The sequence below is a fragment of the Aliiglaciecola sp. NS0011-25 genome (assembly GCF_040370605.1).
In the GTDB taxonomy this organism is placed as follows: domain Bacteria; phylum Pseudomonadota; class Gammaproteobacteria; order Enterobacterales; family Alteromonadaceae; genus Aliiglaciecola; species Aliiglaciecola lipolytica_A.
In genome coordinates this window covers 163,684-176,254 of record NZ_BAABWR010000011.1, presented here as the reverse complement: position 1 = coordinate 176,254, position 12,571 = coordinate 163,684, and the positions used below count along the sequence as shown (strand labels likewise).

At 42.9% G+C, this 12,571-nt stretch carries 7 protein-coding genes; all 7 read left to right on the top strand.

Going from position 1 to position 12,571, the window contains the following annotated elements; translation table 11 throughout:
• Positions 1-255 precede the first annotated feature (255 nt).
• The gene (locus tag ABWV72_RS11620; protein ID WP_342806110.1) at positions 256-1,284 is read left to right on the top strand and encodes a LacI family DNA-binding transcriptional regulator; all 1,029 of its coding nucleotides are present in this window, start codon (positions 256-258) and stop codon (positions 1,282-1,284) included.
• Positions 1,285-1,358: 74 nt separating this feature from the next.
• Positions 1,359-2,513 carry an endo-1,4-beta-xylanase gene (locus ABWV72_RS11615; RefSeq protein ID WP_353370671.1) on the top strand — a complete coding sequence of 385 codons (1,155 nt, stop codon included), beginning with the start codon at positions 1,359-1,361 and terminating at the stop codon, positions 2,511-2,513.
• A gap of 17 nt (positions 2,514-2,530) precedes the next feature.
• Positions 2,531-3,847 carry a glycoside-pentoside-hexuronide (GPH):cation symporter gene (locus ABWV72_RS11610; RefSeq protein ID WP_303500111.1) on the top strand — a complete coding sequence of 439 codons (1,317 nt, stop codon included), beginning with the start codon at positions 2,531-2,533 and terminating at the stop codon, positions 3,845-3,847.
• 2 nt (positions 3,848-3,849) lie between these two features.
• Positions 3,850-5,493, top strand: a complete 1,644-nt coding sequence (locus ABWV72_RS11605; protein WP_353370669.1) for a glycoside hydrolase family 43 protein — start codon at positions 3,850-3,852, stop codon at positions 5,491-5,493.
• A gap of 122 nt (positions 5,494-5,615) precedes the next feature.
• Entirely contained in the window at positions 5,616-8,798 is a 3,183-nt protein-coding gene (locus tag ABWV72_RS11600; protein ID WP_353370667.1) for a TonB-dependent receptor, read from the top strand.
• A gap of 154 nt (positions 8,799-8,952) precedes the next feature.
• A complete protein-coding gene (locus ABWV72_RS11595; RefSeq protein ID WP_353370665.1) occupies positions 8,953-10,485 on the top strand; it encodes a tryptophan halogenase family protein in 1,533 nt (510 codons plus the stop codon).
• Between the two features lie 355 nt (positions 10,486-10,840).
• Positions 10,841-12,535 carry a purple acid phosphatase family protein gene (locus tag ABWV72_RS11590; protein ID WP_216049397.1) on the top strand — a complete coding sequence of 565 codons (1,695 nt, stop codon included), beginning with the start codon at positions 10,841-10,843 and terminating at the stop codon, positions 12,533-12,535.
• Positions 12,536-12,571: the final 36 nt, after the last annotated feature.

The window sequence follows — 12,571 nt, the reverse complement described above, 5'->3', positions numbered from 1 at the left end:
TGCAGCATCCATGCTGCCCGTTCCGTCGCTTAACGCTTCTGCGAAGCTAAAAACAACCGACTCCACCCCCATGTGAGAGCCAAAAGGTGCTCAACTCTGTAGCACGGGCTTCAGTCCGTGGAATATCGCCCTCTTAAAATCGTTTTAACAAAATAAATAAATCAAAATGTTACTTAACATTTTGGTTTATTCAACATGATCAATTAGACTTATGCGACTCTACATATTGCCTCACCAACAAATGGTTCGGAATAAATGTCTAAGGTTAAACTGCAAGATATCGCGATTAAAGCTGGCGTCTCCATGATGACTGTATCGAGAGTAATGAATAATGATCCTAAGGTGGGTGCAAAGACCCGTGAAAAAGTAAGTAGAATAGCTAATGAAATGCAATATAAGCCGAATATAGCCGCTCGACATTTAGCAACCTCTAAATCTTATTTCATCGGCTTGGTGTGCGAATACGCCAGTTCGTCATATGTTAATAAATTTCTAGTTGGTGGTTTACGTAAATGTCGTACATCTGGTTATCATGTTGTTTTAGACGAAACAGCCGGAGATCGCGAAAAAGCCTTAGACATAATAAAAAACCTGATTGAAGTAACCAAAGTTGATGGGTTGATTTTGCTCCCGCCTATTAGCAATATGCCGGAGGTTGTAGATTTATTATCAAATGCAAATGTTGGTTTCGTTCGTATTGCTCCCGACATTAATTTGTCCGCTAGCCACTACATTTGTATGGATGACTATCAGGCGGCATTCGACGTAACTGAGCAACTTATTAAAAGCGGCCACACTAGGATCGCGCATATTATTGGTAGCCCCAACCAAGGTGTAAGTAGATTGCGCTACCAAGGATATTTAGACGCTTTACGTTCCAATCAAAAAATGATGCCTCCTGAGTATATTGAACAAGGCGATTTCACTTACAAATCCGGCTTGGATGCGGCTAAACGATTACTGGAACTGCCGAACAAACCCGACGCGATATTTGCTGCAAATGATGAAATGGCAGCTGCTGTTGTCTCTGTTGCACACATGAAACATTTAGATGTACCGCAAGATGTTTCTATCGTAGGCTTTGATGACACCGAACTTGCCACCACAATTTGGCCCAATATTTCAACGGTTACCCAACCTATTAAAGAGATGGCCGAACTTGCTATTGATATCTTAACAACCTCGAAAGCTGACAAAACACTTAAAGCTTCTAACATGCGCCATGTACTGGACTACCGTCTGCAATTAAGAGATTCAAGTAAAAATATTGTTAAAATAACGTAAAACCGCAATTGACAAACCGAATACAACAAAATATTGTTAGCGCTAACATTTTGGTTGGGATTTTCGGTGAAATAATGAAATTAACTATAACAACGGTGTTTTTATGCTTAGTGTTTGGCTTTGTGTCTAGCTGCACACATAATAAATCGACTATTACACAGGCCAGCAATACAACGGATATTTCACTTCAGAGCGCCTTCGCTCCGCATTTCAATATTGGTGTTGCAATCAATACGCAACAGGCAAACGGCAAGGATCGTCAGTCTGTCGTAATTATAAATAGACATTTCGACACCCTGACAGCTGAAAACGATATGAAATGGGAGAGCATTCAACCTAGCTCCAACAATTTCACTTTCGAAGCCGCAGACGCTCTTGTTAATTACGCAAAGTCGACCAACAAAAACATTATTGGTCATACTCTAGTGTGGCACCAGCAGACTCCGGATTGGGTTTTCGAGGACGCAAACGGCAACCTCGCCAGTCGCGAGCTTTTACTGTCTCGAATGAAAACCCATATATTCGCTCTAGCAGGCAGATATAAAGACGATATCAAAGGCTGGGATGTGGTCAATGAAGCTTTTAACGAAGATGGTACTTTACGGGAGTCGAAGTGGTTACAAATTATAGGCGATGATTTTATAGAAAAAGCGTTTGAATACGCACATCAAGCCGCACCTAATGCCAAGCTCTATTATAACGATTATAACCTATATAAAGCGGCAAAAATGGATAGCGTAATCGCTATGGCCAAGCGTCTTAAAGCCAAAGGTATTCGTATTGACGGTATCGGCGAACAAGGTCATTACGGAGTAGAACCCCCACTTAAACAGTTGGAACTAAGTATTCAAAAAGTCGCTGCGGCGGGCTTAACCATGATGATTACTGAACTAGACATTTCCGTACTTAAATTCCCAGATGAAAACAACATGGGAGCGGATATTTCTTTAAATTTTGTGCTTCAAGACGAATACAACCCGTATGCGAATGGCATTTCCCAATCATCCTATCTTAAATTAGCTAAAGCATATAAAGATCTATTTAGATTGTTTTTAACCTATCGACAGGACATTGACAGAGTCACGTTTTGGGGTGTTTCTGATAATGATACGTGGCGCAACAATTGGCCGATGAACGGCAGAACCGATTACCCACTGTTGTTTGATCGTGACTATCAAGCTAAAGCTTTCGTGCAAGACTTAGTGGCATTAGCCAGCGAATATCAATAGTTCAGGGTAATTGCAGAATGGTTAAGGTAAGCGTTACCGAAAAAATTGGCTATGGTCTTGGCGATGCGGCAAGCAACATCGTATTCCAAGTTGTTATGGGCTTTTTACTGTATTTCTACACTGACGTATTTGGGATATCTGCAGCAGCAGTAGGCACTTTGTTTTTAGTGGTTAGAATATTCGATGCGATTACCGATCCTGTTATGGGAGGAATTGCAGATAGAACCAATACAAAGTGGGGGAAATATCGGCCCTATTTGCTGTGGTTCGCTATACCTTATGGATTACTGGCCGTTTTGGCTTTTACCACTCCAGATTTTAGTGCCACCGGTAAGCTTATCTACGCTTACATTACTTATACCTTATTGATGACCGCTTACACCGGGATTAATATCCCATACTCTGCGCTCGGCGGTGTTATGACTCCGTCTCCGACCGAACGCGCTTCGGTACAATCCTATCGATTTGCGCTAGCAATGGCAGGCGGTGCAATTGTCACCGCGAGTATGTTGCCGCTAGTTGACTTTTTTGGTCAAGGGGATGAGCAACGGGGCTTTCAGATGGCAATGGCCACCTTGTCCGTTTTTGCCGTAATCTGTTTTGTCGGTTGCTTTTCACTGACCAAAGAACGAGTAGAAATTCCGAAATCGACTACACATAATATTCTCAAAGGCATTTGGCTCGACTTTGCAAAAATGCTGCAAAATGATCAATGGCGAATCATCGCCCTTGTTAGCCTGCTATTGCTAATCAGCGTGGCGATGCGAGGCGCAACCACTCCTTATTACGTGCAATATTATTTGCAACAAGAGAGCTTAATTACGTTATTTATGACCAGCGGTATGGTTGCTGGTATAGCGGGGGCTTTAAGCGCGAATTGGCTGGTAAAAAGATTTTGCAAAGTAACACTTATGCGCATTTCTGCTCTGGGCATAGTCGTTGCCAATGGTGTGTTGTTCTTTGTGCCCCGGGATGCATGGGAAATTGCACTAGTGTTCTCAATTTTAGCCAATTTTACGCACATGATATTTACCCCTTTACTATTTTCAGCCGTACCCGACACCGTTGATTATGGCGCTAAAAAGTTAGGTCAAAGTGCGATGGCAATGGCGTTTTCTGGCCACCTCCTGATGATCAAGCTAGGTATCGCGTTGGGCGGCGCGTTTACTGGCTGGATTCTGGCCACCTCTGGCTACCAACCAAATATAGATCAAAGCGAATCAGCTTTGAACGGTATCCTGTTTTTGTATTCTGCAAGCTCTGTTATTGCCGGCCTTGTAGTATTTGCATGCATGAAATTTTACAAACTTACACGTGATTTTAAGGAAGCGTGAGAATGACAAACTCTACTCAAACAATGATACAAAATCCAATACTTCCAGGTTTCAATCCTGACCCGAGTATTGTTGCCGTTGGTGACGATTTTTACATCGCTACATCCACGTTCGAATGGTACCCAGGTGTGCAAATACATCACTCAAAAGATTTAAAAAATTGGCGATTACTAAGTCGGCCATTAAATCGAGAGGCTTTGTTGGATTTGCGTGGCGAGCCGGATTCTTGCGGAGTTTGGGCCCCGTGTCTTAGTTATCATGATGGGCTGTTTTATCTAATTTATACAGACGTAAAACGATTCGATGGCAATTTCAAAGACGCACACAACTATTTGACTACTTGCGACACTATAGATGGCGAGTGGAGTGACCCTATTTACATGAACTCTAGCGGCTTCGATCCATCTTTATTTCATGATGATGATGGCAAAAAGTGGTTCGTAAATATGGTGTGGGATCATCGCCATCAAAAGAATAGATTTGGTGGTATTTTGCTTCAAGAATATTGCCCTGTTAAAAAGCAACTTGTTGGTGAAATCAAGAATATCTTTGCCGGCAGTAAACTCGCTTGTACCGAAGCCCCTCATTTGTATAAACGAAACGGTTACTATTATTTAATCACTGCCGAAGGTGGCACCTTTTATACCCATGCGATGACGGTTGCTCGTTCTAGAAATATTGACGGTCCTTACGAGCTAGACCCTTATGGGTACTTGCTAACCGCTAAAGACAACCAACATTTAGGGCTGCAGCGGACAGGGCACGGCGATCTGTTTGAAACACCCAACGGTGAAACTTATCTTGTTCATTTGTGCGGTCGTCCATTATTAGGCGAACGACGCTGTCCACTTGGCCGTGAAACCGGTTTGCAAAAGACTTATTGGACTGAGGATGACTGGCTAAGAGTTGAAAATGCAGTCACAGATGGGCTACCCGAAATGCTAGTGCCAGCGCCGAATATGCCAGAACATCCATGGCCTGCCACTAAACATAAACATGATTTTGATACACCAGAGCTACCAATAGAATTTCAATGGTTACGTACACCGAATCCCGAGCGCTTGTTCAGTTTAAGTGCTCGACCAGGTTACATGCGTTTGATTGGCCGAGAATCAATCGGGTCGTTATACGAACATGCGTTAGTCGCCCGCAGACAACAGGCTTTTGCTTATTCAGCACAAACCGCTATGGAGTTTTCGCCAACTAATTTTCAGCAAACTGCTGGGCTTATCTGTTATTACAACAGCAATAAATTTCACTATTGTTACGTATCCATCGACGATGAAGGTAATCGTTTTGTGGATGTGATGAGTTGTTTGGGTAACCAAGACTTAACCCTCACATTTGGCCTTCGCGAGGGGCATACAGACGGTTTCATCACGGATCCCCGCTTTTTATTGCCAAACCAAGGGCCTGTATATTTAAGAGCAGATGTTGACCATCACTTACTCACCTTTTCTTTTTCAGTGGACGAAAAACACTGGACAAAACTGCCTATCAACCTTGACTACACCATTATTTCAGATGAAGCAGGCGGAGGCGATGGCTGTCATTTTACCGGGGGGTTTGTCGGTATGGCTTGCCAAGATGTGTCAGGACAGCAATGCAAAGCTGATTTTGACTATTTTGAATACATTGAATGCTAGACAGAGTGAGTGTTTTTAGACCTTTTATACGGCGGCATTTATTGGGCTGCTGGTAAGCGCATTGCCAAATAAACACAATAAAAATAAAACCATAAATAATCATACGAACTTGGAGCTTAACCGTGCAACATAATAACGAATTAGCCGAACTAAAACGTAAGAGTATAACTAGATTTAATAAATCCATGATTGCACTAGCAATAATGGGTTTTAGCAGCCAAAGCTTGGCACAAGAAGCTGGGGCAATCACCGCAGTTGAAGGCGATGATGTTGAAGTAATCAACGTCAGAGGTGTGAGATCAAGCGTCATTCAGGCGCAAGAATTAAAACGTGAAGCCGATACTTTTGTCGACGCAATAACCGCGTCGGATATTGGTGCGCTTCCTGACCGAAGCGTACTTGAGGCGATGCAACGTATTCCGGGCATTTCAATTGAACGTTTTGCCGCCGCCAATGATCCTGATCACTTTGGTGTGGAAGGCAGTGGCGCGGTCATCCGCGGCATGTCAGCAACCCGAAGTGAATTTAACGGGCGCGACTCATTTACTGCAAACTCGGGCCGTGGTCTTAGTTTCCAAGATGTCCCACCAGAATTAATGGGGTCGGTACAAGTCTATAAAAATCAGAGTGCTGATCTTATCGAAGGGGGGATTGGTGGTACTGTTAGTTTACATACTCGCCTGCCTTTTGATTCTGAAGAGCGTATTTTTGCGGTTTCAGCAGATCTCACATACAGCGACCTGATAGAAGAAACAACGCCTAGTGCTTCTGCGATGTTTAGCGACAGTTGGAATACCGACGCTGGTAAGTTCGGTTTTCTAGTTAACGTCGCTAAGTCAGAGTTAGATAGCCTGTCTCATAGTATGCAGTCAGAAGTGTTTTTAACCCGCGATGATTTAGTCGATGGACAAACTGTCCTTGCTCCTAACGGCGGCAATTTTGGGAAAAACAATATAAATCGCGAACGACAAGGGCTTGCACTCGCCGCTCAATGGGAAAGTCCTGACCGACGTACCTTAGTGACAGGCCAGTTTATGCGTTCAGACGCGACCTTGGCTTGGACAGAAAATACGTTTAGCTATCAGACTGATCAAAATAATGGCGACGAAGCTGATGGCCTAAGACGTGACACTTATCCTCTTGACGGCACGCCGGCTTATGAATTTGATGATAGCGGCACTTTCATTAATGGCACAATTACTGATCAACGTGATGGTGGTTGGCGTTCAAATGGTAGTGACCAACAGCGAGTCCCTATTGCCGCTGATTGGGGAAATCCGTCTGTACCGCAATTTGGTAATACTTATCAATCGACCACCCGTGCTAAAGAGCAACGGACGGTTGTTGATGATTACGCTTTTAATGTTAAATTTAGACCGAATGATACTTGGTCCCACGAGTTTGACATTCAGTATATCGATGCAACAACTAAAGACGATGATGTGACTTTATATTTAGGTACTCAAGCCAACTTGAGTTTGAACTTAAAAGGTGATGTTCCTCAAATCGAACTTTTAGAGCCTTGGAATGGTAACGCTGGTGGTAACGGACAAGAGAGTAATCCGGCCTTTTTCCAAACCAAATCTTCGTATTATTGGCGTTCTGCAATGGATCATTACGAACGCAGTGAAGGGGATTCGGTGGCGTTTCGCTATGATACTAAGTATACCTTCGATAGCGGTTTTTTCTCTTCGATAAAAGCCGGTGTGCGATACTCTGAACGGGAACAAACAGTGCGCTTTTCTGCATATAACTGGCAAACACTTGGTGCACTATTTAGTAATGACGTCGATGGTGATGGCTATGCCGCTGCATGGCTGGATTTACCGGCAAACGAAAGCTTGATTAACGAAGTTCAACAAGTGAGCTGGGATGATCATCATCGTGGCAACAATGTAATAGTACCTGGCGGCACAACTCTGCATCCTTCGATTGCATTAGTACAAGACTACGCTAATTGGGGAAGTCGACTTTCTGGAGTAGCTTCTGACTGGGAACCCTTGTCTGAGAGACAAATACAAAACGGTGTTGATGCCAATGGCAACCCCACTTACGAACAATTAGACGGCCCCTTTAGACCAGCTGAAACTAATACTTTTGTGGAAACAAATACCGCCGCCTATGTACGATTTGATTTTGAATCTGATGCATACAAGTTCCCATTTAATGGTAACTTTGGCGTTCGCTACGTTAAAGTCAAGCGGGAAACAGATGGCGCTGTTACCTTTCCTAACCTAATTCCTAATGATCCAGCGGATACTTCTGACCGCTTAAACTTTTTACCCGCGGATGACAGTGCCTTTGGTAACTATGGTACCGCGGTACTTAACGATGTTTACAAGGATGATTTCATTCTGCCTAGCTTTAATATAAAAGTAGAATTGGACGACGATTTAATTGCTCGCTTTGCGGTATCTAAAGCGATTGCTTACCCAGACACTGGCAACTTAAAAAACTACGTTAATATTCAAGATGGCATCTTTATCACCGACCGAACTGAACCATCAGAACCTGGTGGTGAAGCCATCATAAACAGCTCAGATGTAGTTACTTGGGAAGGGAGTTCAGGAAATCCGTATTTAGCGCCAATGGAGTCGATTCAGTATGACTTCTCTTTGGAGTGGTATTTCAGCCCCTCAAACTCACTAACCACAACGGTATTCTACAAAGATTTGAGTAACTTCTTTGTGACAGGTGCTGTAGATGAGCAGTATACCAATAATGGTGTGACGAATACCGTGCGGGTACAAAAACCGCTTAATACCGACGAAGGTACTATGCAAGGTATTGAGTTTGCTTATTCACAGTTTTTCGATTTCTTGCCAGAACCTTTTGATGGCTTAGGTATACAGGCAAACTACACTTATATTGAAGCTGAAGGTGTGCCCAATAGTAATACTTTTGAAACAGAACCTGACGGCCAACCGAAGGATGGACCAGCGGAAGCGGCATTTGAATCATTGCCGTTAGAGGGACAGTCTAAACACACTGCTAATTTAGTGCTGACTTATGAAAAGAATGATGTGTCAGCGCGCATGGCCTATAACTGGCGGTCTGCATATTTGTTAACCGCTAGGGACGTTATCGCGCCTTATAGACCCATTTATAATGAAAGTGCTGGTTTTCTTGATGGTTCGATTTTTTACAACGTAACTGACAATATTAAAGTCGGACTGCAAGCCGTTAACTTGTTAGATACAGTTACCAAGACGACCATGCAGATTGACGATGCAGGAACTAGAACTGGACGTTCTTGGTTTGTAAATGATAGACGATTCTCTTTTGTGGTTAGAGCGAATTTCTAATCTATCTAACTAAGCTGAAGAATTATGCGCAACCTATTGGTTGCGCATTTACATTCAATCATATGTTTGTAATCTTTCAGTCAGATATAACCTCAACAAAAAGTTGACCCGCTTCATTAAGTAACACAGAGTAGTTAAAGAGTAGGAGAGGTAAATGAGCGAGCACCTAATTAAAAATATTGTGATCGTGGGTGGTGGCACTTCAGGCTGGATGACGGCCGCAGCCTTGGGCACTTTACTGCGCCAAGAGGGCATGAATATCCGCTTAATAGAATCAAGTGATATTGCTAATGTAGGTGTAGGTGAAGCAACCATTCCGCAACTTAAACTATTTAATGACTTGCTTGGATTAGACGAAGATGATTTTGTCAGAAAAACCCAAGCGACCTTCAAACATGGTATCGAATTCGTTAACTGGAAGAAGTTGGATCATAGCTATATGCATCCCTTTGGTACATTAGGCTTGAATTTTGAAGGTGTGGAATTTCATCAATTTTGGTTGAAGATGGCAAAGCTCGGTAAAGCCAGCAACTTACAGGATTATTCGTTTAACAGTGTGGCCGCTAAATCGGGCAAGATGATGCGCTCAATCGATACACCGAACTCGCCACTGAATAATATCGCTTATGCTTTCCACTTCGACGCTAGTTTATATGTTAAATATCTGCGTGAAATTGCAGAAAAACATGGCGTTAAACGCACTGATGCAAAAGTCACAGAAGTGAAATTGCGTAAAGAAGACGGTTTTATAGAAAGCCTGTTGTTAGACAATGGTGAAGTGGTTGAAGGCGAGTTGTTTATTGATTGTAGTGGTTTTCGGGGCATACTAATTGAACAAGCACTGCACACCGGTTATGAAGATTGGAGTCATTGGTTGCCCTGTGATCGTGCGGTTGCTGTGCAAAGTAAAACCACCGAAGCGCCTATTCCTTATACCCGTTCAACAGCGCAAAAAGCTGGCTGGCAATGGCGCATTCCTTTGCAACATAGGGTTGGCAATGGGCATGTTTACTCCTCGAAGTTTATGAGCGATGAAGAAGCTGAGCAAATTCTACTTGAAGGTATAGATGGTGAGCCGTTAACCGCGCCACGTATCATTAGGTTTAAAACCGGCATGCGACGGAAATTCTGGAATAAAAACTGTGTGGCGATAGGTTTAGCTGGTGGTTTTATCGAACCGCTTGAGTCAACTGCAATCCACTTAGTACAAAGTGGTATTTCTCGTCTTATGAGCCTTTTCCCGTCAAAGCAGTTTTTTAAATCTGATATAGATACTTATAACCAGCAGGCTGCTTTAGAAATGGAGCGCATTCGCGACTTTATTATTCTGCACTACAAAGTTACAGAAAGGGACGATACGCCGTTTTGGGACTATGTTCGCAATATGGAAATACCAGAATATCTACAGAGAAAAATAGACTTATTTAAGGCAAATGGCCGCATATTTCGTGAAGACGAAGAATTATTTAATCAAACTAGTTGGTTAAGTGTAATGGTGGGGCAGGGTATTGTGCCCGACGGCTATCATCCTATGGTTGACGTATTGAGCGAAGAGCAAATAACAAAGCGCATGGATAACGTTAAGAGCGTGATCGAAAAATCTGTCGACTATATGCCAAGCCAAGCACAGTTTATTGCTCAACACTGTGCAGCCCCTTCAATGGATGCCAATTCTAATAATGACTAAAAGGCTGCAGCTTAGGTGTAGATGTCAATACACAAATGGCCTACACCGCTAACCTAAATTTTTTTATCTTGTAGCACTGGCTTTAGCCTGAGGCATGTCCAGCCCATGGAATGCCTCACCCGTGGCGCGTTTAGTCCCTGATATTTAACCTTAAATAAACCTTGGTTAAATTTTTAACTCATTGTTTTTATGTTCTATTTTCTGTCACATTTGTGACGCTAAATTGACTTCTATTTATCATAAATAAGTAGCAAAAATGTCATTAAGCACTTCTATCCTACGCGCAGTCTAAATTAAACAGATTGATTCTTTGGAATTGTACTGTTTGCAAATAACTTAAATAGGGTATTAGTACATGAAGTCTACCTCTACATTTCCATATGTTCTTAAAACGCTTGTCGCCGTGAGTATAGTTTCGCTTGCTGGCTGTAATAGTGACAATGAATCGTCACCTGAGGCTGAGATTACACCAACATCATATATCAACTTTACTGTTCTTCCATATCTTCAAAACCCGACATCGAGTGAAATAACCGTGAATTGGTTAAGTGACACTGATCAACCGGGCACAGTTACGATTGAAGGTATTGGTTCTTTTGTGTCTGATGTACAACTGGCTGAATCGCTAACTTATGGAACCTCTGAAGTTGAATATATTCATGGGGAAACCAATTTTGGCGAAACTCATAGTGAGGTTGCAGAAGGTGAAGCTCCGGCATCTAGTTATAAGCATTCCGTTAGAATTACAGGTTTAGAAGCTAATACTTCTTATGAATATACCGTCGAGCAACCTGAGGCTAGTGCTTTTACCGCTACGTTAACTACAGCTCCAAATCAAGGTAGTCGTGAAACTGTTAGATTTATTACTATGTCTGATATGGAGACAGAGCCGGAATCGACTGAAAAAACTGTTCGTTGGACGGCAAATGCTTTGGCGATCGGTGGTGATAAGTTAGGTACTGACCCCGATACTTATACTCGCCAGTATCCTGTTGACCAAACAACGGGTTATAAGGCTAACTTGGTTTACGCTGCGCAAAGAACGCCAGATTTTTGGGTGATCGCCGGTGACTTAGTTGAGAAAGGTGGACGACAACTCGATTGGGATGAGTTTTGGCGACATAGTGCCGGTGAGTGGGGAACGCTAGCTTCCACAACACCGATTTTTCCTGCATTAGGAAATCATGAAAATTACTGGCATCCAGATGCGCCGGGTTACAATGCTGAAGCGTCTATGTTGTCTTATGATAAATGGAATACCTATTGGGATTTGCCCACCAACGACGCGTCAGATGAACGCTACGAAAAACGATTTTATCGTGTCGACTATGGTCCTGTAACTTTAATTACCTTAGATTCATCTAATGGTAATGATGAGGATCCAAGTCAAGATACTAATTTGTTTATCAATGGTGAAGAATCACGAGTACCTGACTTTAACCAAGGAAGCGAACAATGGAATTGGGCTGTACGTGAACTTGCTAGTGCTCAAGCTGAAGGCCAAGTAATCTTTGTGCAATTCCACCACACTGCTTTTGGCACTGGTGTGCATAGTCTTCCATCGGGAAGTGCGGGTATCGCTAATGCTGAAGATAGTCAGTCTGGTGTGCCAATGCGTATTTATCAGCAGCTTTTTGAACAGTATGATGTTACCGCGGTTTTGTCTGGTCATGATGAGTTGTTGGAATATGTAAACATTAATGGCGTGAGTTACTGGGATGTCGGTTTTGCTGGCGATGGCCTTAGAGGGCCAGGATACCCGCCAACTACTGATTATGTACCTTTTGATTTATTGCCTCTCGAAGCACAGTTGACCCATTGGAGTGCCCATGGAGATGCACCTGAAGTTTGGGATGGAGAGCAGTTAATCTCTGGCGGCAAGCATTATGGATTTCTTGAAGTAGAAGTGCGCCCTTCTGGTGATTATAACTACGAAGTGGTTATGACTCCTCGCTATGTCTTCCCGGTAACCGATGAGACAGGTGCGGCTACTGGTGAGTTTGATCATCGCCAGTATGACAAAGTCGTTCGCATTATCGTCGAGCGTTAATTCGTTTAACATCTTGGATGGGTATAACTACTCATC

Excerpts from the sequence above, each read along its gene's own strand:
- ABWV72_RS11620 (WP_342806110.1), top strand. The coding sequence starts at position 256 with ATGTCTAAGGTTAAACTGCAAGATATCGCGATTAAAGCTGGCGTCTCC.
- ABWV72_RS11615 (WP_353370671.1), top strand. The coding sequence starts at position 1,359 with ATGAAATTAACTATAACAACGGTGTTTTTATGCTTAGTGTTTGGCTTT.
- ABWV72_RS11610 (WP_303500111.1), top strand. The coding sequence starts at position 2,531 with ATGGTTAAGGTAAGCGTTACCGAAAAAATTGGCTATGGTCTTGGCGAT.
- ABWV72_RS11605 (WP_353370669.1), top strand. The coding sequence starts at position 3,850 with ATGACAAACTCTACTCAAACAATGATACAAAATCCAATACTTCCAGGT.
- ABWV72_RS11595 (WP_353370665.1), top strand. The coding sequence starts at position 8,953 with ATGAGCGAGCACCTAATTAAAAATATTGTGATCGTGGGTGGTGGCACT.
- ABWV72_RS11590 (WP_216049397.1), top strand. The coding sequence starts at position 10,841 with ATGAAGTCTACCTCTACATTTCCATATGTTCTTAAAACGCTTGTCGCC.